This window comes from Halomicrobium sp. HArcht1-1, assembly GCF_058933285.1.
Map to the genome: position 1 here is coordinate 1,146,008 of NZ_JBZYDL010000001.1, position 26,284 is coordinate 1,172,291.

Consider the following 26,284-nt stretch of genomic DNA (forward strand, 5'->3'; position numbering starts at 1 on the left):
CCGCCTGTCCGTTATCTCACTCCGCACCCTCGATATCTGTCGGCTGGTGCAACCCGACGACGACACGCGTCCCGCCGAACCGACTCTCTTCGACGCGGAGGTCCCCACCGGAGCTACGGACGATCCATCGGGTCAGCCACAGCCCCATCCCGCTACTGTGTGAGAGCGCGCGCTCGGTGTCCTGTGTCAGCACATCTCGTTCGACAGCGGGGAGTCCGGGGCCGTCGTCCGCGATCGCCAGTGACACGTCGTGGGCCGGATCCCGCGGATTTCGGGACACCTCGACGTGGACGCTGGGATCGTCGCCGTCGTTGTGCTCGACCGCGTTCTCGAGCAGGTTCTCGATCGCGTACGGGAGCAGTTCGTGACCCTTGACGACGGTCGCGGTCGGCCCCGTCGTCGTGACCGTTGCCGTCGGCCAGTCGAGTTCCAGTCGCTCCCTGTTGTCGTCCAGTATCGACGACAGCTCGAACGTGGTCCAGTCCTCCTCACCGCCACAGTCACGCAACTGCTCGATGTGGCGCGCCCTCTCACTGAGCTCCGTGACGTTGTCGATCCGGCGCTCGATCGCGTCGACGTGATCGCTTTCTCCGGGCACCGCCTCAGCGAGCACTTCGAGGTGGCCCCGCATCACGGTCACGTCGTTTCGGATGTTGTGTCGCAGCACTCGATTGAGCACGCTGAGCCGTTGCTCGCGCGTCTTCTGCTCGGTGATGTCGGTCGTGACGAACGTCGCGCCGGTGAACTGGTCGTCGCTGGTGTACAGCGGCCCCGCCCACACTCGAACGTCCAGTATCGCGCCGTCGCTGTCGCGGTGCCGCGTTTCGACGCCGGTGAACTGTTCGCCCGCTTCGAGCCGGCGACGCCACGACTCGACGGTCTCTGGGGTGTCGGCCACGGTCTGGAGGTAGGGCCGACCCACGACTTCGGACTCCGTCCAGCCGAACATCGACTCGGCACCCGCGTTCCACAGCTGTATTGCGCCGTCGCTGTCGACGACGACGATCGCGACTGGTGCGACCTCGACGACGGAGACGAACCGACTCACCAGATACTCGATCGTCGTGGTGAGGACCTCGATCTCCTCCTCGGTGGTCAGGTGTTCCCGGAGGACGGTGACGAGGTCGACGACGAGCTGATCGACCAGCTCGTCGCGATCCGTCGAGGCGTTGGACTGGTACGTGCTCAGCAAGAGCTGCTGGACCTCGGTGTAGCCCTCGGATCCGAGGACGTTGAACAGCGCGCCGACGAGTTGCTCTGCGCTCCGACTCATTTAGGCAAGCCTAAAAAACAGTCGTGTAAAGAGGTTCCGAACAACAGTCTCCGCTGGACGGTGGCAGCAGCACCCGCGTCCGCGGGCCGCACGCGCGGGCACTCGCCGGCCACGCCCGTGCGACGTGTGGTGAGAGATGCCACTCGAAAGACGACCTTCGATGTCCACTTCCGGGGCTCGAATCTCTCCCCTACAGCAGTTAGCGATTACGAGAGACGAGCACACGCACAGCGGTTGCTCGTTGTATAGCGTTCGAGAGAAGTGCGGTGGGGGGGATTTGAACCCGAAGCAGACGTGCTCACTTCGTTGCGCGCGACTGCTGTGGTTCAAACCCCTTGTCCCGATTGCTGGCGCTCACGAGTTTGTTCGCGCCAGAACAATGCGGTGGGGGGGATTTGAACCCCCGTTAGGACCGTGGCAGGGTCCTGTGATACCACTACACTACCACCGCGGTGAGTGCATTTTGATTTGGTGGGGGTGAAGGATAAAAGCCTTCCGAATCGGAGCCAAAACCGTGGGAGGGCGACCCGAGTGAGAGAATACCACGTACAGGCCATCTAGGGTCGTGTGAACGCTTCTCATCGCGCGCGTGAAGCGGACTCTTTTTAAGGATGGCTGGGGGAGTAATCGGCACAGTCTAGTGGCGCGACGTGGAAGCGTTCCGGTATGACGACTAGCGTACTCGTGCCGTCTTCCCTCGTCCGGGAAGCCGAGGACAGACGCGAGGCGACTCGCAAGCTGGGATACGTGGCCCGCGCGGCCGTCGTGTTCCGGGTCGATCGGCTGACGGTCTTCCCCGATCCAGCGGGAGCGGGGAAGTGGGAAGACGGGTTCGTCGAAACCGTCTTGCGGTACGCCGCGACGCCGCCGTACCTCCGAAAGGAGGTCTGGGGCAAGCGGGACGAACTGGAGTACGTCGGCGTCTTGCCGCCGCTCCGCGTCCGCTCACAGACCGGCTCCGGATCCGAGGGTTCGGGGTCGTTAAGACAGGGAATCGTGACCGAGGTCGGAGCTGATGGGCGCGTTCGGGTCAATTGCGGACTGCAACACCCGATCTCTCTCCCGGTACCTTCCGCGATGGAAGTGCCCGGCGAGGGGGAGCGCGTCACCGTCAGGGTCTCTTCGCGACGGCCAGTCCGCGCAAAGCTCGTCGACGAGCCCCTCACCGGGTACGTCGTCGACACCGCGGACGTGGATACGGCACTCGAACGGTCCGACGCCGGGTTCGCCATCGCCGCATCGCGGCATGGTGAGGAACTCGGCGTCGACCGGCTCGGCCAACTGGTCGAGCGCCGGGACGCCGCGGGCCACATGACAGTGGCCTTCGGCGCTCCGGAGCGCGGGTTGCCAGCGATATTCGGATTGGACCCGGACGACGCCGTCCCAGACGGCACAGGTGACGACGACGCCGGGTTCGACCTTTGGCTGAATACGGTTCCAAACCAGGGAAGCGAGGTCGTGCGAACCGAAGAAGCGATGTTCGCCACCCTCGCTTCGCTGACCCTCACGGAGTAGACCATGCCACAACCAAGCAGACCACGCAAAGGCTCGCTGGGCTACGGCCCGCGTACGCGAGCGGCGAACGAAACGCCGCGCTTCAACAGCTGGCCGTCCGACGACGGCCAGGCTGGTCTCCAGGGGTTCGCCGGCTACAAGGCGGGAATGACACACGTCACTCTCGTCAACGACGAACCCAACTCCCCACGCGAGGGGATGGAAGAGACCGTCCCGGTGACGGTCGTGGAGACGCCGCCAGTGCGCGCCGTGGCAGTCCGAGCCTACGAAGACACGCCGTACGGCAAGCGTCCGCTCACGGAAGTCTGGACCGACGAGTTCCACTCGGAACTCGATCGCGCTCTGGACCTTCCCGAGGGCCACGACGCCGATGCCGCAGAGGAACAGGTACGCGACGCACTCGACGCCGGTGACATCGCGGACGTGCGCGTCGTCACGCACACGGTCCCCGACGAACTGGCCAACGTGCCCAAGAAAAAGCCCGACGTGATGGAGACGCGAGTCGGCGGTGGCTCGCTGAGCGACCGATTCGAGCACGCGCTCGAACTGGTCGACGGCGGCGGCGAACACGCCATGAACGACGTGTTCCGCGCCGGTGAGTACACCGACATCGCGGCCGTCACCAAGGGGAAAGGCACCCAGGGCCCCGTCAAGCGATGGGGCGTCCAGAAGCGGAAGGGCAAGCACGCCCGCCAGGGCTGGCGACGACGGATCGGCAACCTCGGTCCGTGGAACCCCTCCCGGGTCCGCTCGACGGTGCCCCAGCAGGGCCAGACCGGCTACCACCAGCGCACCGAGCTCAACAAGCGCCTCATCGACATCGGCGACGGCGACGACGCCAGCGTCGACGGCGGCTTCGTCAACTACGGCGAAGTCGACGGGCCGTACACGCTCGTCAAGGGCTCGGTTCCCGGTCCGGACCAGCGCCTCGTGCGCTTCCGACCGGCAGTGCGTCCGAACGACCAGCCGCGCCTCGACCCAGAGGTGCGCTTCGTCTCGACGCAGTCGAATCAGGGATAACACATGCAGGCAACAATCTACGACCTGGACGGTAACGCAGGCGACGAGGTCGATCTGCCCGCGGTCTTCGAGACCACGGTCCGACCGGATCTCATCGCCAGTGCAGTGCGTGCCCAACAGGCAAACCGGAAGCAGGACTACGGGTCCGACGAGTACGCGGGCCTGCGAACGCCTGCCGAGTCGTTCGGCAGCGGTCGCGGGATGGCCCACGTTCCCCGAGAGGGGGGCCAGGCACGGCGCGTCCCCCAGGCAGTCGGGGGCCGACCGGCCCACCCGCCCAAGACCGAGAAGGACCGATCGCTGACGATCAACGACAAGGAGCGCAAGCTCGCGACGCGCTCGGCCATCGCCGCGACGGCCGACAGCGAACTCGTCGCCGAGCGCGGTCACGAGTTCGACGACGATCTCGAACTCCCGCTCGTCGTCGACGATTCCTTCGAGGACCTTCAGAAGACCCAGGCCGTCGTCGACACGCTCGAATCCCTCGGCGTTCACGCCGACATCGAGCGCGCCGACGACACGAAGATCAAGGCCGGCAAGGGCTCCGCCCGCGGGCGGAAGTACCGCCGACCGTCCTCGATTCTGTTCGTCACCAGCGAGGAGCCGTCGAAGGCGGCTCGCAACCTCGCCGGTGCCGACGTGACTACCGCGCGCGAGGTCAACGCAGAGGACCTCGCACCGGGGACGGCCCCCGGTCGGCTCACGATCTGGACAGAGAGCGCACTCGAGGAGGTGGCCGAGCGATGACGTGGGACGTGATCAAGTATCCGCACGTGACCGAGAAGGCCATGAACGACATGGACTTCCAGAACAAGCTGCAGTTCGCCGTCGACTCCGCGGCCTCGAAGCCCGAAGTCGCCGACGCGGTCGAACAGCAGTACGACGTCACCGTCGAAGCGGTCACGACGCAGAACACGATGGACGGCGAAAAGAAGGCCGTCGTTCGCCTCTCTGAGGACGACGACGCCCAGGAAGTCGCCTCCAGGATCGGGGTGTTCTAACGATGGGACGACGAATTCAGGGACAACGACGCGGTCGCGGGACGTCCACGTTCCGGGCTCCCTCGCACCGCTACAAGGCAGACCTGCAGCACCGTAACGTCGAAGACGGCGACGTCGTCTCCGGCACGGTCGTCGACATCGAGCACGACCCCGCCCGCTCGGCACCCGTCGCGGCCGTCGAGTTCGAGGACGGCGATCGCCGGCTCGTGCTCGCGCCAGAGGGCGTGGGCGTCGGTGATCGGATGCAGGTGGGTGTCTCCGCGGCGATCGAGCCCGGCAACACCCTCCCGCTGGCCGAGATCCCGGAAGGGGTCCCGGTGTGCAACGTCGAGGCCAACCAGGGCGACGGCGGTCGCTTCGCCCGGGCCTCCGGCGTCAGCGCACAGCTGATGACCCACGACCGCAACGTCGCGGTCGTGAAGCTCCCCTCGGGAGCGGTCAAGCGGCTCGACCCGCAGTGTCGTGCCACCATCGGCGTCGTCGCCGGTGGCGGTCGCACCGAGAAGCCGATGGTCAAAGCCGGCAACAAGCACCACAAGATGAAAGCGCGAGGGACCAAGTGGCCCAACGTCCGCGGTGTCGCGATGAACGCCGTCGACCACCCGTTCGGTGGCGGCGGCCGACAGCACCCCGGCAAGCCCAAGTCCATCTCGCGTAACGCCCCGCCGGGTCGGAAGGTCGGGGACATTTCCTCGAAGCGAACCGGTCGAGGTGGCAACGAATGAGTTCAGGATATCAGACTGGCCAGGAGGGTGACTTCACCTATCGTGGCCACACGCTCGACGAGCTGCAGGAGCTGTCGCTCGACGAGGTTGCGGAACTGCTCCCCGCTCGCCAGCGGCGAAGTATCACACGCGGTCTGACCGACGAGCAACAGAAGCTGCTCGAGAAGGCCCGCGACGCAGAGCCCGAGGAGACGGCGAACAACCCGATCCGAACCCACCTGCGGGATATGCCGATCCTGCCGGAGTTCGTCGATCTGACCTTCGCCGTCCACAACGGGCAGAGCTTCGAGCGCGTGCAGGTCGAGCCCGAGATGATCGGTCACTATCTCGGTGAGTTCCAGCTCACTCGGAAGTCGGTCGAACACGGTCAGGCCGGCATCGGGGCGACCCGCTCCTCGAAGTTCGTACCGCTCAAGTAAATCATGGGAATCAGCTACTCAGTCGACGCCGACCCGGACACGACGGCAAAAGCGATGCTCCGGGAGCGGCAGATGAGCCACAAGCACAGCAAGGCTATCGCTCGGGAGATCAAGGGCATGACGGCCGACGACGCGATCGCGTACCTCGAAGACGTGATCGCAGAGAAGCAGTCGGTCCCGTTCAAGTCCCACAACTCGGGCGTCGGCCACCGGAACGACATCGACGGCTGGGACGCCGGTCGCTACCCCGAGAAGGCCAGCGAAGCGTTCCTCGACCTGCTCGAAAACGCGGTCGGGAACGCAGACCACCAGGGCTTCGACGGTGGGTCCATGGAGATCATGCACGTCGCCGCCCACAAGGTCGGCGAACAGCAGGGTCGCCAGCCCCGCGCGATGGGCCGGGCATCTGCCTGGAACAGTCCGCAGGTCGACGTCGAACTGATCTTAGAGGAGGTCGACGAATAATGGCAGACGAACAGCAGTTCATCGAAGACGGACTTCAGCGGACCCAGATCGACGAGTTCTTCGCGGACGAACTCGGTCGTGCCGGCTACGGCGGCATGGACGTCGCCAAGACGCCGATGGGAACCCAGATCGTGCTCAAAGCCGAGAAACCCGGTATGGTGATCGGCAAGGGTGGGAAGAACATCCGGAAGATCACCACCACCCTCGAAGAGGAGTTCGGCCTCGAGGATCCGCAGGTCGACGTCCAGGAAGTCGAGGAGCCAGACCTCAACGCCCGCATCGTCGCGGACCGTCTGGGCAACGCCCTCGAACGCGGCTGGTACTTCCGCAAGGCCGGTCACACCACGATCGACCGGATCATGGAAGCAGGCGCGAAGGGCGCAGAGATCGTCCTCTCCGGGAAGGTCACGGGCGCACGCTCGCGCGTGGAGAAGTTCAACCGTGGCTACATCAAGCACAACGGTGAGCCCGCGGAGAACATCGTCGACAGCGGCGTCGGCGTCGCCGTGATGAAACTCGGCACCATCGGTGTCCGAGTGAAGATCATCCCGCCTGAGGCGGAACTCCCCGACGACTTCGAGATCTACGAGGACGTCGAGGTCGAGGACTACGTCGCCGACACCGACGGCGAGTCCGTCGAGGAACTCCTCGAAGGCGAGCCCGAAGGCGAGGACGCTGCCGCCGAGCACGGCGCGCAGGCCCCCGCCGACGAGGACGCAGACGAGGACGAACTCGTCGAAGACGTCGACGAGGAAGTCGTCGAGGAAGCGGCCGACGAGTTCGACGAGGTCGAGACGCCCTCCGACGAGGACGCAGACGTCGACATCGACGACGTCGAGGAGTCCATCGAGGAGGATCTCGACGAGGACACCGCCGCCGAGGCGGAAGAACTCATGGACGAGATGGACGATTCAGACTCGTCCGCAGACAGCGAGGAGGGTGACGACGAATGACCGTCATCCACGTCGAAGAGGTCCGCGACATGACGGCCGCCGAGCGCGAGTCGGAACTCGAGGACCTCAAGACGGAACTGCTCAACGCCCGCGCCGTTCAGGCGGCGGGTGGAGCACCCGAGAATCCGGGCCGTATCGGCGAGCTGCGGAAGGCCATCGCCCGGATCAAGACGATCCAGACCGAAGAAGGGGACCTCGAATGAGGTCCGACGGGTCGAACGGTGTGAACCGTGAGACGTGCGACGTTGCGGACGAAGAGGACTCCGAATGATGCCACTGACACCCGAAACGCTCCCACGACACGAACTCGCCGGCCTCGACGTCGAGGTCGTCGCAGCGGCAAATCCCGACGCGATCGGTATCGCCGGGACCGTCGTCACCGAGACGACGAAGACGCTGGGTGTCGAGGGGACCGATCGGGTGTGGCACGTGCCGAAGGACGCGGCGACGTTCCGGTTCGACCTCCCGGCCGAGGGCGACTCCGAGTCGCGCTCGGTCCGGGTTCGCGGTTCGAACCTCGTCGCCCGCCCCGCTCGACGCACGGAAGCGACAGGTGATTCCAAATGGCGCTAGGACTGAACGTACAGGAACCGGACGAGGCCTGTGCCGACGATAACTGCCCGTTCCACGGCACACTGAGTGTCCGCGGGCAGACGATCGAAGGCGAGGTCGCGTCCACTGACATGGAGAAGACCGTCGTCGTCGAACGCGAGTACGACGTGAAGGTGCCCAAGTACGACCGGCTGATGAAGCGACGCAGCCGCGTACCGGCTCACGCACCCGACTGTCTCGACCTCGCGGTCGGCGACACGGTCACGATCGCAGAGTGTCGACCGCTCTCGAAGACGAAAAGCCACGTTGTCGTTGCAATCGAGGAGGGTGACGACTGATGGAGGCCCTGAAAGCAGACGTCACACAGGGTCTCGAGAAGGGCTCGCTGATCACGTGTGCCGACAACACGGGCGCACGCGAGCTGCGAGTCATCAGCGTCTCGGGCTACTCCGGGACGAAGAACCGTCATCCGAAGGCCGGGCTCGGTGACAAGATCACCGTCTCGGTCACGAAAGGGACGCCGGAGATGCGTCGGCAGGTGCTGGAGGCCGTCGTGGTCCGCCAGCGCAAGCCGATCCGCCGTCCGGACGGCACCCGCGTCAAGTTCGAAGACAACGCGGCCGTCATCATCAACGAGAACGAAGAACCCCAGGGCTCGGAGATCAAGGGCCCGATCGCTCGCGAGGTCGCCGAACGATTCGGCTCCATCGCGAGCACAGCGACGATGATCGTATAGCATGACACGACAACCATCCAAACAGCGCAAGAACGCACGGCGTGCCCCGCTTCACGAGAAGCAAAAGCAGGTGCGATCGACGCTGGCCGACGACCTCCGCGAGGAGTACGGCCAGCGATCGGTTCGCGTCAACGCGGGCGACACCGTCGAAGTGCTGCGCGGCGACTACGCCGGCGAAGAGGGCGAAGTCGTCGAGGTCGACCTCGACGACGCCGCTATCTACGTCGAGGACGTGACCGTCGCGGCAGCCGACGGCGAGGACGTTCCACGCCCGCTCGACGCGAGCAACGTTCGCGTCACGGAGCTGGATCTCGACGACGACCGCCGCGAGGCGCGCCTCGAATCCGAGGAGGACAGCGCATGAGCAACCATCAGAAACGACTATCGGTCCCGAAGAGTTGGCCGGTCGAGCGCAAGACCGAGACGTTCACCGTAAAGGCAGACGCTGGTCCCCACGGCGAAGCAGGAGTCCCGCTCCTGATCGTCCTGCGGGACGTGCTGGGCTACGCGGACTCCCGGAAGGAAGCCCGCTACGCTCTCAACAACGACAGCGTCCTGATCAACGGCAAGGCCGTCTCCGACGAGGAACGCCCGGTCGGGATGTTCGACATCCTGGCGTTCGTCGAGCGAGACGAGTACTACCGCGTGTTCCCCGGCGAGGGCGGTCGGCTGGCGCTGACCCCCATCGACGAGGACAGCGCGCAGTCCAAGCTGGGCAAGATCGTCGGCAAGCGAGCGGTCAGCGGCGATCAGATCCAGCTGACGCTGCACGACGGCCAGACGCTCCTGGTCGAGGAAGACACCGACTACGACGGTGGCGACTCCATCGTCGTCGGCAACGACGACGACGAGGTCGTCGCTCACTTCGAGTACGAAGCGGGCGCGCTCGTCACCGCCGTCGACGGCGCACACGCCGGTGAGATCGGTGAGATCGACGAGATCCAGGTCACGCCGGGCAGCTCCTCGAACAACGTGCTCGTCGAGCAGACCGACGGGGACGGCTTCGAGACCGTCGAAGAGTACGTCGTCGTCATCGACGAGAACTTCGTCGACGAGGACGCAGCGGACGCAGCCACAGATGACGACGGAGGTGACGACGAATGAGCTCCGAGACCGACGCTGGCTTCCACGAGATGCGCGAGCCTCGCGTCGAGAAGGTCGTCGTCCACATGGGCGTCGGCCAGGGTGGTCGTGAACTCCAGGAAGGCGAGGAGATCCTCGCCGAGATCGCGGGCCAGCAGCCGGTCCGGACGGTCGCACAGAAAACCGTCGGCGAGTTCGAGATCCGCCAGGGCGATCCGATCGGTGCGAAGGTGACCCTGCGGTCCGACGACGCCCAGGAGTTCCTCGAAACTGCGCTCCCGCTGACGGAGCTGTCAGTTTCGCAGTTCGACGACACCGGCAACTTCAGCTTCGGTGTCGCAGAACACACCGACTTCCCGAGTCAGGAGTACGACCCGCAGATCGGGATCTACGGGCTGGACGTGACGGTCAACCTCGTCCGCCCCGGCTACCGCGTGGCCAAGCGCGACAAGGCCTCGCGCTCGATCCCGTCCAGCCATCGACTCGACGCCGACGACGCCGCTGCTTACGTCGAGTCGACCTTCGACGTGGAGGTGAGCGAATGAGCGAAAGCGAATCAGAAACAGAGGCCGAGGAATCGGTCCCGACCGGACAGCTCGAGGCGTGCCAGCGATGCGGTCGCGAGCAGGGTCTCGTCGGCAAGTACGACATCTGGCTGTGTCGCCAGTGTTTCCGAGAGATCTCTCGGGGCATGGGATTCAAGAAGTACAGCTAACTATGACAGGAAACGACCCACTCGCCAACGCGCTGTCGGCGCTCGACAACGCCGAGAGCGTCGGCCACCTCGAACAGACAGTACAGCCCGCTTCGAACGAGATCGGCAGCGTACTCGAGGTCTTCTACGACCGCGGGTACATCGACGGCTTCCAGTTCGTCGACGACGGTAAAGCCGGCTCCTTCGAGATCGAACTGAAAGGTGCCATCAACGAATGTGGCCCGGTCAAGCCCCGCTACACGGCGGGCGCAGACGAGTTCGAAAAGTGGGAGAAACGCTTCCTCCCCGCCCGTGACTACGGGACGCTCGTCGTGACCACCAGCCACGGCATCATGAGCCACTACGAGGCCCGCGAAGAGGGCATCGGTGGCCAGGTCATCGCATACGTCTACTAACAATGCCAGAAGTAACACTCGCAATTCCAGACGAGGCAAGCGCGGAGCAGGACCACCTCGACCTCACGGTCGAGGGGCCCAACGGCTCCGTCACACGGCGACTCTGGTATCCGGACATCGACGTCTCCGTTCAGGACGGTAGCGTCGTCATCGCTTCCGAGGAGTCGGACGCGAAGACGCGCTCGACGATCGGGACGTTCGAGAGCCACGTCGAGAACATGTTCCACGGCGTCACGGAGGGCTGGGAGTACGAGATGGAAGTCTTCTACTCTCACTTCCCGATGCAGGTCGAAGTCGAAGACGGTGACGTCGTCATCGAGAACTTCCTCGGCGAGCGAGCGCCCCGACGCGCTCCCATCCACGGCGACACCGACGTGTCCGTCGACGGGGAGGAACTCACCCTCTCCGGCCCGGACATCGAGGCCGTGGGCCAGACAGCCGCAGACATCGAACAGCTCACACGCGTCAACGACAAGGACGTCCGCGTGTTCCAGGACGGCGTGTACATCACGAACAAGCCGAACCGAGGTGACGCCTGATGGTAGACGACGAAGACGCAACCGAGCAGGGCGACGACGAACTCACCGAACTGACCGACATCAGCGGCGTCGGCGACTCGAAAGCAGCGGCCCTCCGCGAGGCCGGCTTCGAGACCGTCGACGACGTTCGCGGTGCCGACCAGTCCCAGCTCGCAGACGTCTCGGGCGTCGGTAACGCACTCGCCGCTCGGATCAAGGCCGACGTCGGCAGCCTCGAAGTCGCCGACGACACCGAGGCCGAGGTCGAGGAAGAGGAGACCGACGAGTCCGACGAGGACGTCGAGACGGAACTCCGTCCTCGCGGCCTGGTCGACAAGACCCCGACCCTCGACGACGAGGAAGAGCGGCTACTCACCCAGCGTGATCGGGAGAACACGCCTCAGTTCAACGCACAGGATCACCACAAGAAAAAGCGGATCCCGACCTCTTGGCGCGCGCCGCGTGGCAAGCTCTCGAAGCAGCGCCGCGGCATCAAGGGCAAGGGCGATACGGTCGAAGCCGGCTTCCGCTCGCCCAAGGCGGTGCGAGGCAAGCACCCGTCGGGCTTCGAGGAGGTCCGCGTCCACAACGTGGACGACCTCGAGGGCGTCGACGGTGACCGCGAAGCCGTCCGAATCGCCTCCAAGGTCGGCGCTCGCAAGCGCGAGCGCATCGAAGAGGTCGCCGAGGACGAGGGAATCCGCGTACTCAACCCCACCTACGAGGAGGTACAAGTCGAATGACGGACCTGACAGCACAGAAGCGACTCGCAGCAGACATCCTCGACGTCGGCGAGAACAAGGTCTGGTTCGATCCCGAACGCCAGTCCGACCTCGCAGACGCCATCACGCGTGACGACGTCCGCGAGATGATCGACGAGGGTGCCATTCAGGCGAAAGACGCCCAGGGCAACTCGCGCGGTCAGGCGCGAGCACGCCAGGAGAAGCGAGCGTACGGCCACCAGAAGGGAGCGGGTTCCCGGAAGGGGAAAGCCGGCGCACGCCAAAACGAGAAGCAAGACTGGTCGTCGCGCATCCGAGCCCAGCGAAACTGGCTCAAGGAACAGCGTGACGACGGCCAACTCGACAGTTCGCAGTACCGCGACCTGTACGATCAGGCGGCCGGCGGCGAGTTCGACAGCGTCGCCGACCTGCAACGATACGTCGAAGCAAACTACGGTGACGAATAATGGCAACAGGACCACGATACAAGGTGCCGATGCGGCGCCGCCGTGAGGCACGAACGGACTACCATCAGCGGTTGCGCCTGTTGAAATCTGGCAAGCCCCGTCTCGTTGCTCGAAAGAGCAACAAGCACGTCAGGGCGCAGCTGGTGACGCTCGGCCCCGACGGAGACGAGACCCTCGCTGCAGCACAGTCACAGGACCTCCAGGAGTTTGGCTGGGAGGCACCGACGGGCAACCTGCCCGCCGCGTACCTCACCGGTCTGCTCGCGGGTCTGCGAGCGATCGAGAACGGCGTCGAGGAGGCGGTCCTCGACATCGGGCTCAACAGCCCGACGCCGGGCAGCAAGGTCTTTGCGGTACAGGAAGGTGCAATCGACGCTGGGCTCGAAATCCCCCACAACGACAGTGTGCTCGCCGACTGGCAGCGAACCCGCGGCTCTCACATCGCGGAGTACGCCGAGTCGCTCGACGAGGACCTCTACGGGCGGGACTTCGACGCCACCGAGCTGCCGGAGCACTTCGACGAGCTCCGGGAGACACTGCTGGAGGCAGATGAACTATGAGTAACGGATGGAACCCACGAACGCGGCTGGGCAAACAGGTCGCCAACGGCGAGATCGACTCGATGCAGGAGGCGCTGAACTCCGGCCTGCCGCTCAAGGAACCGGAGATCGTTGACCAGCTCGTCCCCGATCTGGAGGACGAGGTCCTGGACATCAACATGGTCCAGCGGATGACCGACTCCGGACGCCGGGTCAAGTTCCGCTGTGTCGTCGTCGTGGGCAACCGCGACGGGCTCGTCGGCTACGCCGAGGGGCGCGACGACCAGGTCGGCGGTGCGATCCAGAAGGCAATCGAGATCGGTAAGCTCAACCTCATCGACATCTCCCGTGGCTGCGGTTCCTGGGAGTGTGGCTGTGGCCGTCCCCACACGGTCGCGCTGCGCACGACCGGCAAGGCCGGGAGCGTCGAGGTCGAGCTCCAGCCCGCACCGCGTGGGCTGGGCCTGGCGGGCGGAGAGACCGTCCGCAAGGTGCTCGAACTCGCCGGTATCGAAGACATCTGGACCCGCTCGTCGGGCAACACGCGAACGACCGTGAACTTCGCGAAGGCGACCTTCAACGCCCTGCAGAACACGGCCGAGGCTCGCGTGCCCGAACGCACCTTCGAGAAGCGTGAGGTGATCGAATGAAGGCACTCGTTCAGCTCCGCGGTGAAGTCGACATGAGCGAGGACGTATCGGACACGCTGGAGATGCTCAACATCCACGGCGTGAACCACTGCGTGCTGGTCCCCGAGACAGACACCTACCGTGGCATGGTGACGAAGGTCAACGACTTCGTCGCCCACGGTCGGCCGAGCGTCGACGTCGTCGAGACGCTGCTCGCAAAGCGAGCCGAGCCCCTCGAAGGGTCGGCCGATGTCGACAACGAGTGGATCGCCGAGCACACCGACTACGACGACCTCGGTGCGCTCGCGCAGGCCCTCGTCGACGAGGAGACGACGCTGCGCGACGAGGGACTCTCCCCGACGCTCCGTCTGCACCCGCCCCGTGGCGGCCACGACGGGCTCAAACACGCCGCCACCGAGAGCGGCCAGCTCGGGAAGCACGACTCCGAGCAGATCGATCAGCTACTGGAGGCGATGCGATAATGACGAGTAAGAAACGACGACAACGAGGTTCGCGCACCCACGGCGGCGGTTCCCACAAGAACCGCCGCGGTGCCGGTCACCGCGGTGGCCGCGGTCGTGCCGGGCGCGACAAACACGAGTTCCACAACTACGAACCGATCGGCAAGAGCGGCTTCAAGCGACCCCAGAAGGTCAAAGAGGAGATCGCCGAGGTCGAGGTCCGAGAGCTCGACGAGGACGCTGCACTGCTGGCAGCCGAGGGCGTCGCGGAAGAGACCGACGGCGGCTACCGCATCGACGCCCGCGAGGTCGTCGACGAGGACGCCGACGCGGTGAAGGTCCTCGGTGCCGGCCAGGTCCGCAACGAGCTCGAACTGGTCGCCGACGCCTTCTCCAACGGCGCTCGCGAGAAGGTCGAGGCCGCCGGTGGGAGCGTCGAGCTGACCGAGCTCGGCGAGGAGCGCGCAGAAGCCAAAGCTGAAGACGACGAAGACGAAGCAACCGACGAGGAGTAACATGAGCTGGAAGGACACCGCCGAACCGGTCCTCGTTCGCATGCCCGCCGTCCGCCGGCCGGAGGGGCACGTCCCCTTCAAGCGGAAGCTGGCCTGGACAGCTGGGGTGCTCGTGCTGTATTTCTTCCTGACCAACGTGATGCTGTTCGGACTCGACATCGGTTCGGACTCGGCACCACTGGGTCGATTCTCGTCGATCCTGGCGTCCGGTCAGGGGTCGATCATGCAGCTCGGTATCGGGCCGATTGTCACGGCCAGCATCGTGTTGCAGCTGCTCGGCGGTGCCGACCTGCTCGGACTCGACACGCAGAACAACCCCCGTGACCAGATCCTCTACCAGGGGCTCCAGAAGCTGCTGGTACTCGTGATGATCTTCCTCACGGGGCTGCCGATGGTCTTTGCCGGTGGCTTCCTGCCACCCACGTCGGTGAACCTGTTCGGGCTGAATCTGAGCGCCGGGGCCACTTCGTGGCTCATCTTCGCCCAGATCGCCGTCGGTGGCATCCTGATCCTCTACATGGACGAGATCATCTCCAAGTGGGGGGTCGGGAGCGGGATCGGCCTGTTCATCATCGCCGGCGTCAGCCAGCAGTTGATCGGTGGTCTGTTCGCGCACCCGATCTTCGGGAGCCCCCAGGGCGAACTCGGGTTCTTCCCGACCTGGTTCCAGATCATCACCGGTAACATCCCGATCGGACCCGTCCTGCAGGCCGACGGCCTCCAGGAGCTGCTGATCGGTGAGGGCCAGATTATCGCGCTGCTGACGACGCTCCTCATCTTCGTGGTCGTCGTCTACGCGGAGTCGGTCCGCGTCGAGATTCCGCTCTCGAACGCGCGGGTCAAGGGCGCGCGTGGTCGCTTCCCCGTGAAGCTCATCTACGCCAGCGTCCTGCCGATGATCCTCGTCCGCGCGCTGCAGGCCAACATCCAGTTCCTCGGTCGGATCCTGGTGTCCCAGACCGGCCAGAACGGCGTCATCTCGCTGTTCGGAATGGAACTGCCGTGGCTCGGCGTCTACTCGATCTCACAGGGGAGTCCCGCCAGCCCGACGGGGGGACTGTTCTACTACCTGTCGCCGATCTACGCGCCACAGGACTGGATGTGGTGGGCCTACTCGACACAGGACGCGCTCAACGTGCTCCTGCGAGTCGGCGTCGACCTGACGTTCATGATCGTCGGCGGTGCGATCTTCGCCATCTTCTGGGTGGAGACCACCGACATGGGGCCGGAAGCGACGGCCAAGCAGATCCACAACTCCGGGATGCAGATTCCCGGCTTCCGACAGAACGTCGGCGTCGTCGAGAAGGTGCTGGAACGCTACATCCCACAGGTCACCGTCATCGGCGGTGCCCTCGTGGGCCTGCTCGCCGTGATGGCGAACATGCTGGGTACCGTCGGGGGCGTCTCCGGTACCGGGCTGCTGCTGACGGTCTCGATCACGTACAAGCTGTACGAGGAGATCGCAGAGGAGCAGCTCATGGAGATGCACCCGATGATGCGCCAGATGTTCGGGTAATCACACGGCGACGTTCACGGCCGACGACGCCCTCGTCGACGCGGTCTCTGGACCGCCCTTTTCCGTCTACACGACGAAGTAGACGCCTCTTTGCCGAGATGAATTTCTCCTCCCGATCGGTGTCGTAGAAGACTCACTAGTTATCTGTTCTGTATCTATCTACGGCCTTTATTGCTCTCTCTGTCTGCGTCTGGGCGTTATCGGGGACAAATATCCCCCGATATCTCACTACACTCCTGTTCTGGAACTATATACAGTGTATTTGTGCATCAAATCGATCGTCTGTGTTCGAAACCGCACTATCTCTCTTGTCTCGGCCCGATTCACACACTTGTCACCGATTGATGGATTCCCTCGGGGACCCTCGCACTGCGGTGCGTGTTGCCAAACGTTTTGTATTCTCGGGACGGGCACTACGTCGTGGCGTCGATGAACCCGATACTCTCCCCACCGAAGGCAGTTCTCGTCGTCGGTGCCCCGACCTCGCGACGTGAGCGGCTCGAAACGGTCCTCGCCGACGTGGCCGACAGCGTGTACGTCGCCGAATCGACAGACCGGGCCACGGCTGTCCTCTCGGAGCACGACGACGTTGGCTGTGTCGTACTCGCGGCCGACTGCGACGGCGTCGTCGGGTTCCGGCGGACCGTCACAGACCACGACGAGTATCTGCCGGTCGTGCTCCTGTTCGACGGCTCGGTGACCGACGTGAGCGGCGTGACCAGTGCCGGAGAGACGACGCTCCTGCCGACTTCGGCGTCGGACGAGGAGCTGTGTGATATCGTCACGGACCACTTCGAAACGTACCGTGATCGGCTGGTAACCGCAGAGGAGAGTGACATGCTCCAGTCGTTCCTGTCCTCGATCGAGATCCCCATGTTCGTGAAAGACGAGCAGGGTCGGCACCTCCGGAAGACGGAGGCGTGGGGCGGTATCGACCCGGAGGTCGTCGTCGGGAAGACCGACCGGGAGCTGTACGCGTACGATCCCGAGTCGGCCGAGCAGTTCTACGATCACGACATGCGGGTCATCGAGAACGGCGAGCGCATCGTCGACCGCGAGGAGGCTCCCGGACCGCCGGGCAACCGGTACTGGGCACGGACGACCAAGGTCCCGTGGCACGACGACGACGGCAGCGTGAAGGGACTGCTGGGACTGTCCTACGAGATCACGGACCTCAAGCAGCAGGAGCGGCGACTGGAACTGCTGGAAGACCGTTTCGACCAGTTCGCGACGTTCCTCTCCGAGGAGGTGCTCGACACGCTCCAGTCGGCGAACGGACAGCTCGGCATCGCTCGCGAGACGGGCGACGACGACGCGTTTCGGGCCATCGAGAGCGCTCACGACCGCATGGAACAGCGACTTCGCGACCTCAGTACGCTCGCGAGCAAGTCCCCGAACGTCGGTGCCACGAACAGCGTCAATCTGGCCTACGTCGTCAACGAAGTCTGGTCGTTCATCGCGACCGGCGACGCACAGCTGGCGTTGCACGTACCCGACGAGACCCTCATCCACGCGTCGATGGGCGGCATCCGTCCGATCGTCGAGCACCTCCTCCGACACGCGGCCGACAGCGGCGAGGACGTGACGGTGTCCGTCGGCGCACTCCAGGAGGGATTTTACGTCGCCCACGACGCGCCCACGTCGTCGGCCGACTGCGGGCGAGCGACCGAGAGTGGATTCGTGACGCCGAACGACGGACAGGGATCGGGCCTCGCGTTCGTCTCCGAGATCGTCGAGCGCAACAACTGGTCGCTCACGGTCACCGACCGTGACGAGTCGGGGACGCGCATCGAGATCCGTGGTCCGCTGGTCGTCACCGGCACGGAGACGGACTGTGTTCCGGGGGCCGACCACTCGCTCACCGAGAGCGATCCGGTCGGCGAGGGTGACGTGACCGGCAGCGTCGAGGTCGAGTCCGTGAGCAACTGGTGGACGCTGGCCGGAACGACGGGGACACAGCGACAGCAGCGAGACTACTACTTCGCACACGCCGCCGTCGAGGGCGACGCCCGTATCGAGGCGCGACTCGTCGACATCGAACACGTCAACGACTACGGCTCTGGCGGACTCATGGTCCGGGACGGGCTCGGTCCCGAGGACCCGTACGGCTTCCTCGGCTGGACGGTCGGGCGCGGGACGGAGATTCTCTGGCGGACCGACCCCGGCGGCGAGACGAGCCGGCATCTGCTCGACGACGACGCGGGACCGCAGTGGCTCCGGATCGACCGGATCGGCGACACGGTGACCTACCTCGTCTCGCTCGACGGATCGAACTGGCGTCGCCTAGACCAGCGTCCGGTCGCCCTGTCGGACCCGATCCACGTCGGACTCGCCGTCTCGGGTGCGATTCCGACCGACGAGTGCGAGGCGACGTTCGCGGACGTGACGGTCTGTGAACTCGAATGTGAGTGATACGGATTATTGTCGATCTGTACCGGATCGGCCCCACGCCACCGGGAGCCCCTATCCGCCGTCTCCCGAGCCCGTCCGCACATCGTTCGGCCGGATGCCGTGCGATCGACCGGCAAACGGCGACAACAATCCGTATGAGGGGCGTTCTGCCGTCTCACTCGATCGTCGCCAGTACGTCGCCGATCCACTCCAGGTTTCGCTCGGGGACGACGCCGTAGCCGTAGAACGACAGCGAATCGGCACCCGCGTCGACGGCCGCCTCGACCTGCTCGCGGAGCTGTGCCCGCGAGTGGACGATCGGATCGCCCGCGAGGATGCCCGCCCGCACGGGGGCGTCGACGAGCGACCGGGTCGTGTGAACGTCGTCTCGGACCACCGTCGGATCGGAGTGGTACGCGAGAACCGTCGCTTCGTCCATGTACTGAGACATCCCCGAGAGATCGAGACCGTGCTTCCAGGAGTGTTCGACGCCCATCCGGTCGTCGCCGAGGCCCCCCATCTTGAAGTAGTAGCCGAAGTCGGTGTCTCCGAGCACGTCGTCGAACGCGCCGAACAGCTCGGTCAGCGTCTCGCGGCGCGCGTCGGCGTAGGCGAACACCTCGGGGTGTTCCATGAGCCAGCCACCCACGTCGGTATCGTGGGCGAGACGACCCTCGAACCGGTCTGTCAGCCCCGCGCGGGCCGACTGCCGGGCGCGTTCGACGTCGACGCCGGCCGCCCGGGCGTTGTCCTGACAGTGTTCGCAGAAACAGAGGCCAAAGAGGAACTCGCCGAGTCGGCCCAGCCGGTGGAAGAACTCCTGGTGGTGCCAGCCGTAGCCGGTGCCGTACTGGTAGTCGGCCAACTCCATCTCGACGGTCTCGAAGACATCACGGTCGCCGAGGTCACCCGTCAGCTCGATACCGAACTCCTGTACGTCGGGGTGGGACGGACAGAGACCGAACACCAGCGAGTCGCCGAACGGGGACGTGAGCGTGGCGTCGGGGTGACGTTGGCCCTGCCGAGAGCTGTGGAACGTCGCACCCCACGAGTTCAGATCGACGGGGGTGCCCTCGAAGCCGGCCGCGATCTCGGCCAGCCAGTCGTCGTCTCCCATCGTCTCGTTGACGTCGGGCGTGATCTCGCCGTAGCGGTCCCAGTCGGGCTGGAAGTACTCACTGGCGTCGGCGAAGAACGTCTTTCGCTCGGGGTTGTGCGGGTTGAGCGTCTGCACGGAGTGCATCGTCGTCGCCAGGTTCACCTCGTCGATCCCCAGGGCGGCGAGACGCTCGGCGGCCCGCTCTGGTCCCTCGTCGACGAGGTCCCACGGGTGTGCCCAGATGGCGGCGTTCACGCCGACCACCTCGCGTTACTCTCGAAGGTCGCCGCTGGATCGGCCGGATAGATCGGGCGCGGGACGTGCTCGTACGGTGTCTCCTCGACGCGCTGGTTCGTATCGCCGGCAGTGAGAGCGAACAGCCGTCTGGCGGCGACCTCCTTCCAGGCCGGACTGAGGTAGCCGCTCTTGAGGACGACGGTGCCGCGCTCGGCGAGGTCGAGACCGAAGTCCGCGAAGAAGTCGGGGTCCCGGTGCAAGTTCGTCTTGCAGTCTGCGACGAACACGTCGGCGCTGTCGGTCGCGAGGTGGGCGACGGCGGCCCGCTCGTAGCTTTCGACCCGCTCGACCGTCCCCGTGAGTTCGAGGCCGCCCTCTCGATCGACGAACTGACCCAGTTCGAGCTCGACCGTCGCGCCCGCGCCGGCAGCCACACAGGTGTCGTAGCTGTCCGGGTCCGCGTAGATCGCGGCGATGGGCCGGTCGAGGTCGTCGCGATCCAGCAGACGTTCGAGGAAGTCGACGGCGTCCTGACTGCCGCCGGCACCGGGGATGTCGCCCGTCTCGGCGACGGCGACCGGCCGCGCGTCTTCGCCGGCCGCGACCGTCAGCGCCTCCGTCGGCGAGTGTGCTTCGGTGGTGAAGTCGAACTCCCGGCGACGTTCCCAGAACGAGGTCGCGAGGTCGGCCGCCGTCTCCGTGACTGTCTCGCGGGCGCTCGCGTCGCCGGTCACGAGCGCGTGACACCCCGCGTGGGGGGAGTCGGCCCAGGGAAAGCCCAGGAAGTAGTTGGCGTCGGCGACGCCCGGGCGCTCGTCGGCTTCCCGGAGACGTTCGATCAGCGTCCGCATGGGCTCGGCTTCCGTCTCCGATCGCTCGCCGGCCAGTATCATCGGCATGGACTCCCAGGCCAGCGCCAGGTCGAGTTCCCCCCGGAGGTCTGCGACCAGCAGGTCGGCCGCGCGCTCGCCCGTCTCGACCACGTCGGTGTGTGGCGCGGTCCGGTACCCCGCGACGCCGTCGACTCGCTCGACCAGCCCCTCGGTGATGGTCGCGTGCATGTCCAGTGCGGCGGTGACCGGCACGTCGTCGCCGACGGCCTCGCGGACGGTTTCGAGGATCGCCCCTTCGGGGTCGGGCTCGCCGTCGACGTACATCGATCCGTGGAGGTCGAGACAGACGCCGTCGAGGTCGGCGTCGAGGCGGTCGGCGAGCTCCGACCGCATCCACTCGAAGGCGTCGGCCGTCACCGTACCAGAGGGGATGTTCGCGGCCCCGACCGTCGGGACGACTTCCACGTCGGCCTCGCGGAGTCGGTCGACGATGCCGTCCAGCGACCGCTTGGCGGCGAAGGAGTCGAGCAGCGCTTCGCCGGTCGCGGTCTCGAAGTCGGCCAACGTCGTCGGTCGGTCTGTGAACGTATTCGTCTCGTGACTGATCGTCGCGACTGCGACACGCATAGCGGACCGACAGTGCCGGCGGTAAAAAATCTGTGGGAACAGCTCGCAATCGACGGGGCGGCGTCGACGACGCGACACTCGCTCGACGGTCGGCCTGCCGACGGTCTACTGTCCCGAGTTCACGTCGTCCCGCGGGTTGGGCACGTCAGAGAGCGCGACCGTCGTGGCGCGTTCGTCGACGGCCGCGTCCGGAATCTCCAGGGTGACGACACCGTCCTCGACGGTCAGGGGAACCTCGTCGCCGGTGGCCACGACTTCGGCTGTCGACAGACCGGACAGATCGGCGTGTTCCCCGAGTGCGAGGGGCTCTGTCTCGTCGGGCTCGTCGAGGAAGTGGACGTAGAGCGTGCGGTCCTTCCACGTGTACCGGACGCCGTGGTTCTTCGGGTCGTCGGGGAGTCCCTCCTCGGACTGTGTCTCCTCTGGCTCGGCCTCGGCGACGGGATCGCGTCCCCACGTGGCCCAGTAGGTCGTCCCGTAGATGGCCGCTCCGTTGTCGTCGAGCCACTCGCCCAGCGTCTCGATGGGGCGACGCTGGAGTTCCGGGATGGTCCCGTCGGCTCTGGGGCCGACGTTGATGAGGAGGTTCCCGTTCTTGCTGACGACGTCGACGAACATCGCGACGAGTTCGTCGCCGTCGAGGTGGTCGTCCTCGTCTTCGGCCCGGTTGTAGCCAAAGGAGTAGCCGACGCCTCGACACATCTCCCACTTGCCCTCGTGGATGTCGTCGAGGTGGTCGTACTCGGGGGTGACGAAGTCGCCGTGGTGGCCCCACGACTCCTGGGCGGCGCGGTCGTTGACGGCGACTTCCTTGTCCCACTCCTCGGCCGCGCGCTCGTAGAAGTCGACGACGAGTTCCTGGGCGTCGAGGCGATCACCGTCGATCCGGGGCGTGTCGAACCAGAGCAGGTCGGGCTCGTACTTGCGGATGAGTTCGCGGTGTTTCGCGTTCATGAAGTCGACGTACTCCGGGCCGGGGACGGCGTCCTCGATGGTGGTCGCGTCGTAGTCGGGGTGGCCGAACAGCCCGTCGAACCCGGGCTGGTAGTAGTTCTGGTTGGCGTGATACGACGGCGCAAAGCGAAGCCCCTCTGCCTGGACTGCCTCACAGAGTTCGCCGACCAGATCCCGTTCTGGCCCCATCTGGGCGGCGTTGTACTGCATGTAGTGGCTGTCCCACAGCGGGAAGCCGTCGTGGTGTTCGCCGGTCATGACGACGTATCTCGCACCCACATCCGAGAAGAAAGACGCCCACTCCTCGGGGTCCCAGTGCTCGGCGTCCCACATCTCGGCGAAGTCGAGGTACTCCACGTCCTCGCCCCACTCGTCCTCGTGGTACTCGCGGATCTCGCTGTCTTCGCGGTACATCCCGAAGGGGTACCACTCGGCGTAGCTCCCGACCGGTGCCCACCCGGGCACCGAGTACGGACCCCAGTGGATGAAGATCCCGAGCTTCGCGTCTTCGAACCAGTCTGGAACTGGATGCTCGTCTATCGACTCCCAGGTCGGATCGTACTGCTCGCCCATACTGGCCGTAGCCACGCCCCCAGTACAAAACAATTGGCTTCCCAGAACGGTTCGCCGCCAGCCGCCCGACGCGTCGGGCGGTGCAATCGCGGCGGCGAGATCTACGCTTCGTCGGCCGTCTCGACCATCCGACCGTACATCGCGTCGAGCAGTTCGTCGTGCTTGGCGTCGTGGCCGTACTGCCAGCACATGATCCCCCGCAGGGACTCCTCGCGGAGGTACTCGACCTTGTGACCGATGGACTCGGGATCGTCGTAGCTCATGAACTCGCCCTCGGCTTCGAGGTAGGGTGCCTTGGCGTCCTCGTCCCACTTCCTGGTGTAGCTGTCGTCGTCGCCGAACTCGGCTTGCATCTCCTCGTAGCCCATGCGTTCCGTCCCACGGCAGTAGAACCCGCTGCCGACGACGATCTTCTCCCGCGGGACGCCGGCCTCGACGTACGTCTCGACGGTGTCGGCGACGCTGAAACGCGGGTTCAGCGACGACGTGTAGAGGTTCGTGTGGTGGCTCCGCTCGTTGAGGAGCATGTCGTAGGTCATCGCGTTGACGAGGTCGAGGCGCTCGGCGACGGCCGGCAGGTCCACGCCGACGAGGTGGCTCGGCAGGTTGCTCAGTGCCGACGTGAGCAGGTACTCGCGGCCGTCTTCGCGCCCGGCCTCGTCGAGGCGCTCGCGCAGGTGTTCCAGGATCGCCGTGAAGTCGTCGGCCTCGTCCTCGTCGGGAAACTCCCAGTCGTAGTCGATGCCGTCGAGGTCGTGCTCGCGGACGAACTCGATGGCACTGTCCGCGAACCGGTCGCGGCTCTCCGCGGTCGCCGCGATGTCGGGGAACTCCTCACAGCGGCCCCAGCCGCCGACGGAGACGATGACCTGCAGGTCGGGATTGTCCTCGCGGAGCGCGACCAGTTCGTCGATGTGCTCGGCGTCGTCGTCGATCACGCCGTCGGCAACGTCTGCGAACGCGTAGTAGACGTGCGTGAGCTTCGAGGCCGGGATGTCCACGTCCGGCAGGCAGCGGTCGGCGACGTACGCGCCGACCACGTCGTCCGATGCGAGTGACTCGGGAGACTGGGCTGTCTCTGACATACGCCACCGTTACGCCAGGCTCGTCTTAAATCTACGTGAAGCGACGCCCCGAGCGGGGACACCTATTTACGGGCTGGCCGTCCAGCCTGGCGCATGGGAAACGACACCGAGACAGTCGTCGTCATGCAGCGACTCGACCCAGACCGCGTCGACGAGTACGTCGAGAGCCACGAGCACGTCCCCGCGGCGGTGACGCGGGCGATGGAAGCGGGCGGTGTCGAGGAGTTCCGCCTGTTCGTCGAGGACGACGTCGCCGTCTGCGTCGTCGAAGCCGAGTCGTTCGAGGCCTACCAGGAGCGCTACGAGAGCGACGAGGCGTGTCTGGAGTGGGAGGCCCACGTCGACCAGTTCAAACGCTCGGGCGTCGATCCGGAGACGGGCGAGATGCCGACGATGGACGAGATCTGGTCGTTCACCAGCGACGAGTAGCTACTGGGCGATCGCTCCGGCCGGGATGGCCCATCGCGGGACACGGCGTCACACCCGGTGGATCTCGTGGAAGGTCCGATAGCGCAGGTACGCCTCGTCGCGCCAGGAGAGGCAGTCGACGGCGTCGAGCCACGACAGACACGCCTCGTAGTCGGCCCACTCGTCCATCCAGGGGTAGTCCGAACCCAGCATGAGCCGCTCGGGACCGAACCACTCCAGAAGTCGCCGGAGGTAGTCGTGCAGATCCGCGTACGGCCAAGACGTTCCCGACGACCGGGGCACCGAACTCACCTTGACCGCGACGTTGTCGGCGTCGGCGAGGACCTCGAAGTCGGTCCACGGCGCGGCGTCCGGTGCCGTCGTCTCGTCTGGCCACCCCATGTGGTCGATCACGAACGTCACGTCGGGGTGGCGCTGGACGAGCCGTGCCACGTCGCGCAGCTGTTGGGCCTTCGGGAACACGAAGACGGCCGTATCGAGGGCTCCGGCAGTCTCCCAGAACTCCGTCAGCGAGTCGTCCAGGAACCACGTCCCGGAGCGATCGATCGTCGTCGGCGCGGCGGCGTACTCGAAGGCGGCGTGCAACCGGACGCCCAGCATCCGGTCGTGGTCGACGACGCGCGCCAACTGCCCAGCGGGATCGGGCCGCTCGGCGTCCGGAAAGAAGTCGATCAGCCCGACGCCGTAGAGGCGGTCTGGGTGGGCCTCGATGGCCTGCTTCGTGTACTCGTTGGCCCGCTCGCCCCGACCGTACAGCGGAGTGGTCACGACGACGGCCTCGGCAACGTCGGCCCGATCCATGTCCGCGACGAGGTCCGCGTGCGTGTACGGCCCGCTCCACCCCGGCGGCGTCACGTCCGGGTGTCGCCACGGCAACTCCGCGGTGTCCGCTCCCCACGCGTGGGTGTGCGTATCGACCAGCATACGCCGTCGTTCAGGCCCACGAGGCATGAATCTTTCCGGAGGGTTTAGGACGCAGGTCGCGGTACCCGTCTGACATGGTCGGCACAGCGACGTACGACTTCGAGGGAGTGGCAGCTATCGTCACCGGATCGACGAAAGGGATCGGCCGCAGCGTCGCCGCGGCCTTCGCCGAACACGACGCCGACGTGGCCGTCAACGCACGAACGGAGAGCGAGGTCGCCCAGACGGCGGCCGAACTCGACGAGCTGGGCGAGGGCACCGTCGTCGGTATCCCCGGCGACATGGCCGAACCCGACGACGTGGAGACGCTCGTCGCGGAGGCGATCGAGGCGTTCGACCAGGTGGACGTGCTCGTCAACAACGCGGCGGTCTGGCCACGGGAGGGGTCGTTGCTCTCGGCCGACCTCGACGAGTGGGACCACACGATGGCCGTCAACGTCCGTTCGCAGTTCTACTGTGCGACGCTGGTGGGCCGACACATGGTCGAGGCGGGCGTCGACGGCCGTATCGTCAACGTCTCCAGCCAGACCGGCGATCGACGGACCGGCGGGCGTGGCCTGTACGGCATCTCGAACACGGCGGTCAACGGGCTCACCTGGCGGCTCGCCCACGACTTCGCCAGCGAGGGGATCCGCGTCAACGCCGTCTCGACCGACGCCGTCGACACCTTCCAGCTCCGCAAAGAGGCACGCGCCGTCGCCGACAGCGAGGACACGACCGTCGAGGCCGTCCTCGACGACTGGGGCCAGCAGCGCCCGCTCGGCCGGCTCGGGCGCCCGGAAGATGTCGCGGACGGCGTGCTCTTCCTGTGCTCGGACCAGGCCGACTACGTCGTCGGCGACATCCTCCGGATCGGCGGGGGCGGCAACCTACAGTAGCCACGGGGCGACGAGACTCACCCAGTTTTATTAGC

Annotated in this window: 34 protein-coding genes and 1 tRNA gene; 28 read left to right on the forward strand and 7 right to left on the reverse strand. The window is 65.8% G+C overall.

Annotation, left to right across the window (positions count from 1 at the left end; translation table 11 throughout):
* Nucleotides 1-16: 16 nt before the first annotated feature.
* Both AC5FRZ_RS06135 and AC5FRZ_RS06140 read right to left on the reverse strand, forming a co-directional pair.
* Nucleotides 17-1,273: a PAS domain S-box protein gene (locus AC5FRZ_RS06135; RefSeq protein ID WP_493564168.1), complete on the reverse strand. Its 1,257-nt coding sequence runs from the start codon at nucleotides 1,271-1,273 to the stop codon at nucleotides 17-19.
* A 380-nt stretch (nucleotides 1,274-1,653) separates the two neighbouring features.
* A tRNA-Gly gene (locus tag AC5FRZ_RS06140) sits at nucleotides 1,654-1,724 on the reverse strand.
* Nucleotides 1,725-1,939: 215 nt separating this feature from the next.
* Here AC5FRZ_RS06140 and AC5FRZ_RS06145 point away from each other — a divergent pair.
* The 26 genes from AC5FRZ_RS06145 (at nucleotide 1,940) to AC5FRZ_RS06270 (ending at nucleotide 18,631) form a co-directional block, all read left to right on the forward strand.
* On the forward strand, nucleotides 1,940-2,788 hold the full coding sequence (locus AC5FRZ_RS06145; protein ID WP_170093856.1) for a putative RNA uridine N3 methyltransferase: 849 nt from the start codon (nucleotides 1,940-1,942) through the stop codon (nucleotides 2,786-2,788).
* A 3-nt stretch (nucleotides 2,789-2,791) separates the two neighbouring features.
* Entirely contained in the window at nucleotides 2,792-3,808 is a 1,017-nt protein-coding gene (locus AC5FRZ_RS06150; protein ID WP_170093857.1) for a 50S ribosomal protein L3, read from the forward strand.
* Nucleotides 3,809-3,811: 3 nt separating this feature from the next.
* Nucleotides 3,812-4,555 (forward strand): 50S ribosomal protein L4, encoded by a 744-nt coding sequence (gene rpl4p, locus AC5FRZ_RS06155; RefSeq protein WP_170093858.1) that lies wholly within the window; start codon nucleotides 3,812-3,814, stop codon nucleotides 4,553-4,555.
* A complete protein-coding gene (locus AC5FRZ_RS06160; RefSeq protein WP_015762786.1) occupies nucleotides 4,552-4,809 on the forward strand; it encodes a 50S ribosomal protein L23 in 258 nt (85 codons plus the stop codon). The genes rpl4p and AC5FRZ_RS06160 overlap by 4 nt, the downstream gene beginning before the upstream one ends.
* A gap of 2 nt (nucleotides 4,810-4,811) precedes the next feature.
* Nucleotides 4,812-5,534, forward strand: a complete 723-nt coding sequence (locus tag AC5FRZ_RS06165) for a 50S ribosomal protein L2 (protein ID WP_015762787.1) — start codon at nucleotides 4,812-4,814, stop codon at nucleotides 5,532-5,534.
* A complete protein-coding gene (locus tag AC5FRZ_RS06170) occupies nucleotides 5,531-5,953 on the forward strand; it encodes a 30S ribosomal protein S19 (protein WP_153552979.1) in 423 nt (140 codons plus the stop codon). The genes AC5FRZ_RS06165 and AC5FRZ_RS06170 overlap by 4 nt, the downstream gene beginning before the upstream one ends.
* Before the next feature lie 3 nt (nucleotides 5,954-5,956).
* Nucleotides 5,957-6,418, forward strand: coding sequence for a 50S ribosomal protein L22 (locus AC5FRZ_RS06175; protein WP_015762789.1), 462 nt, complete (start codon nucleotides 5,957-5,959; stop codon nucleotides 6,416-6,418).
* Nucleotides 6,418-7,371, forward strand: coding sequence for a 30S ribosomal protein S3 (locus AC5FRZ_RS06180; protein ID WP_153552980.1), 954 nt, complete (start codon nucleotides 6,418-6,420; stop codon nucleotides 7,369-7,371). Before AC5FRZ_RS06175 ends, AC5FRZ_RS06180 begins: the two co-directional genes overlap by 1 nt.
* Nucleotides 7,368-7,574: a 50S ribosomal protein L29 gene (gene rpmC, locus AC5FRZ_RS06185; protein WP_015762791.1), complete on the forward strand. Its 207-nt coding sequence runs from the start codon at nucleotides 7,368-7,370 to the stop codon at nucleotides 7,572-7,574. The genes AC5FRZ_RS06180 and rpmC overlap by 4 nt, the downstream gene beginning before the upstream one ends.
* 67 nt (nucleotides 7,575-7,641) lie before the next feature.
* A complete protein-coding gene (locus AC5FRZ_RS06190; protein ID WP_049940794.1) occupies nucleotides 7,642-7,944 on the forward strand; it encodes a ribonuclease P protein component 1 in 303 nt (100 codons plus the stop codon).
* Nucleotides 7,935-8,261, forward strand: coding sequence for a 30S ribosomal protein S17 (locus tag AC5FRZ_RS06195; protein WP_015762793.1), 327 nt, complete (start codon nucleotides 7,935-7,937; stop codon nucleotides 8,259-8,261). Before AC5FRZ_RS06190 ends, AC5FRZ_RS06195 begins: the two co-directional genes overlap by 10 nt.
* Entirely contained in the window at nucleotides 8,261-8,659 is a 399-nt protein-coding gene (locus tag AC5FRZ_RS06200; RefSeq protein ID WP_015762794.1) for a 50S ribosomal protein L14, read from the forward strand. Before AC5FRZ_RS06195 ends, AC5FRZ_RS06200 begins: the two co-directional genes overlap by 1 nt.
* 1 nt (nucleotide 8,660) lies before the next feature.
* Nucleotides 8,661-9,023 carry a 50S ribosomal protein L24 gene (gene rplX, locus AC5FRZ_RS06205; protein WP_153552982.1) on the forward strand — a complete coding sequence of 121 codons (363 nt, stop codon included), beginning with the start codon at nucleotides 8,661-8,663 and terminating at the stop codon, nucleotides 9,021-9,023.
* Entirely contained in the window at nucleotides 9,020-9,763 is a 744-nt protein-coding gene (locus AC5FRZ_RS06210) for a 30S ribosomal protein S4e (RefSeq protein WP_372479311.1), read from the forward strand. Before rplX ends, AC5FRZ_RS06210 begins: the two co-directional genes overlap by 4 nt.
* The gene (locus AC5FRZ_RS06215) at nucleotides 9,760-10,287 is read left to right on the forward strand and encodes a 50S ribosomal protein L5 (protein ID WP_153552984.1); all 528 of its coding nucleotides are present in this window, start codon (nucleotides 9,760-9,762) and stop codon (nucleotides 10,285-10,287) included. The genes AC5FRZ_RS06210 and AC5FRZ_RS06215 overlap by 4 nt, the downstream gene beginning before the upstream one ends.
* Entirely contained in the window at nucleotides 10,284-10,457 is a 174-nt protein-coding gene (locus AC5FRZ_RS06220) for a 30S ribosomal protein S14 (RefSeq protein WP_015762798.1), read from the forward strand. Before AC5FRZ_RS06215 ends, AC5FRZ_RS06220 begins: the two co-directional genes overlap by 4 nt.
* 2 nt (nucleotides 10,458-10,459) lie before the next feature.
* Nucleotides 10,460-10,852, forward strand: a complete 393-nt coding sequence (locus AC5FRZ_RS06225) for a 30S ribosomal protein S8 (protein ID WP_015762799.1) — start codon at nucleotides 10,460-10,462, stop codon at nucleotides 10,850-10,852.
* Between the two features lie 2 nt (nucleotides 10,853-10,854).
* On the forward strand, nucleotides 10,855-11,391 hold the full coding sequence (locus AC5FRZ_RS06230; RefSeq protein WP_015762800.1) for a 50S ribosomal protein L6: 537 nt from the start codon (nucleotides 10,855-10,857) through the stop codon (nucleotides 11,389-11,391).
* Nucleotides 11,391-12,113 carry a 50S ribosomal protein L32e gene (locus AC5FRZ_RS06235; RefSeq protein WP_372479309.1) on the forward strand — a complete coding sequence of 241 codons (723 nt, stop codon included), beginning with the start codon at nucleotides 11,391-11,393 and terminating at the stop codon, nucleotides 12,111-12,113. Before AC5FRZ_RS06230 ends, AC5FRZ_RS06235 begins: the two co-directional genes overlap by 1 nt.
* On the forward strand, nucleotides 12,110-12,559 hold the full coding sequence (locus AC5FRZ_RS06240; protein WP_153552986.1) for a 50S ribosomal protein L19e: 450 nt from the start codon (nucleotides 12,110-12,112) through the stop codon (nucleotides 12,557-12,559). Before AC5FRZ_RS06235 ends, AC5FRZ_RS06240 begins: the two co-directional genes overlap by 4 nt.
* The gene (locus AC5FRZ_RS06245; RefSeq protein ID WP_015762803.1) at nucleotides 12,559-13,119 is read left to right on the forward strand and encodes a 50S ribosomal protein L18; all 561 of its coding nucleotides are present in this window, start codon (nucleotides 12,559-12,561) and stop codon (nucleotides 13,117-13,119) included. Before AC5FRZ_RS06240 ends, AC5FRZ_RS06245 begins: the two co-directional genes overlap by 1 nt.
* The gene (locus tag AC5FRZ_RS06250; protein ID WP_015762804.1) at nucleotides 13,116-13,748 is read left to right on the forward strand and encodes a 30S ribosomal protein S5; all 633 of its coding nucleotides are present in this window, start codon (nucleotides 13,116-13,118) and stop codon (nucleotides 13,746-13,748) included. The genes AC5FRZ_RS06245 and AC5FRZ_RS06250 overlap by 4 nt, the downstream gene beginning before the upstream one ends.
* The gene (gene rpmD, locus AC5FRZ_RS06255) at nucleotides 13,745-14,209 is read left to right on the forward strand and encodes a 50S ribosomal protein L30 (protein ID WP_493564169.1); all 465 of its coding nucleotides are present in this window, start codon (nucleotides 13,745-13,747) and stop codon (nucleotides 14,207-14,209) included. Before AC5FRZ_RS06250 ends, rpmD begins: the two co-directional genes overlap by 4 nt.
* Nucleotides 14,209-14,703, forward strand: a complete 495-nt coding sequence (locus AC5FRZ_RS06260; protein WP_493564170.1) for an uL15m family ribosomal protein — start codon at nucleotides 14,209-14,211, stop codon at nucleotides 14,701-14,703. Before rpmD ends, AC5FRZ_RS06260 begins: the two co-directional genes overlap by 1 nt.
* Before the next feature lies 1 nt (nucleotide 14,704).
* Nucleotides 14,705-16,219, forward strand: coding sequence for a preprotein translocase subunit SecY (gene secY / locus AC5FRZ_RS06265; RefSeq protein WP_170093863.1), 1,515 nt, complete (start codon nucleotides 14,705-14,707; stop codon nucleotides 16,217-16,219).
* 429 nt (nucleotides 16,220-16,648) lie between these two features.
* Complete coding sequence (locus tag AC5FRZ_RS06270) at nucleotides 16,649-18,631, forward strand: PAS domain-containing protein (RefSeq protein ID WP_170093864.1); 1,983 nt, start codon at nucleotides 16,649-16,651, stop codon at nucleotides 18,629-18,631.
* A 154-nt stretch (nucleotides 18,632-18,785) separates the two neighbouring features.
* Here AC5FRZ_RS06270 and AC5FRZ_RS06275 read toward each other — a convergent pair whose 3' ends face one another.
* From AC5FRZ_RS06275 to AC5FRZ_RS06290, 4 genes are all read right to left on the reverse strand, one after another.
* Complete coding sequence (locus AC5FRZ_RS06275) at nucleotides 18,786-19,964, reverse strand: hypothetical protein (RefSeq protein ID WP_372479285.1); 1,179 nt, start codon at nucleotides 19,962-19,964, stop codon at nucleotides 18,786-18,788.
* Entirely contained in the window at nucleotides 19,961-21,406 is a 1,446-nt protein-coding gene (locus tag AC5FRZ_RS06280) for a M81 family metallopeptidase (RefSeq protein WP_493564171.1), read from the reverse strand. Before AC5FRZ_RS06280 ends, AC5FRZ_RS06275 begins: the two co-directional genes overlap by 4 nt.
* 105 nt (nucleotides 21,407-21,511) lie before the next feature.
* Complete coding sequence (locus AC5FRZ_RS06285; RefSeq protein ID WP_493564172.1) at nucleotides 21,512-22,933, reverse strand: alpha-L-fucosidase; 1,422 nt, start codon at nucleotides 22,931-22,933, stop codon at nucleotides 21,512-21,514.
* 101 nt (nucleotides 22,934-23,034) lie between these two features.
* Entirely contained in the window at nucleotides 23,035-24,018 is a 984-nt protein-coding gene (locus AC5FRZ_RS06290; RefSeq protein ID WP_170093868.1) for a glycoside hydrolase family 18 protein, read from the reverse strand.
* Between the two features lie 93 nt (nucleotides 24,019-24,111).
* On the opposite strand from AC5FRZ_RS06290, the gene AC5FRZ_RS06295 reads away from it, so the two are divergent.
* Nucleotides 24,112-24,447, forward strand: a complete 336-nt coding sequence (locus tag AC5FRZ_RS06295) for an L-rhamnose mutarotase (RefSeq protein WP_170093869.1) — start codon at nucleotides 24,112-24,114, stop codon at nucleotides 24,445-24,447.
* A 48-nt stretch (nucleotides 24,448-24,495) separates the two neighbouring features.
* Here the strand turns inward: AC5FRZ_RS06295 and AC5FRZ_RS06300 are convergent, their stop codons facing one another.
* Nucleotides 24,496-25,371: an amidohydrolase family protein gene (locus tag AC5FRZ_RS06300; protein WP_493564173.1), complete on the reverse strand. Its 876-nt coding sequence runs from the start codon at nucleotides 25,369-25,371 to the stop codon at nucleotides 24,496-24,498.
* A 74-nt stretch (nucleotides 25,372-25,445) separates the two neighbouring features.
* On the opposite strand from AC5FRZ_RS06300, the gene AC5FRZ_RS06305 reads away from it, so the two are divergent.
* Complete coding sequence (locus tag AC5FRZ_RS06305) at nucleotides 25,446-26,249, forward strand: SDR family NAD(P)-dependent oxidoreductase (protein ID WP_493564174.1); 804 nt, start codon at nucleotides 25,446-25,448, stop codon at nucleotides 26,247-26,249.
* Nucleotides 26,250-26,284: the final 35 nt, after the last annotated feature.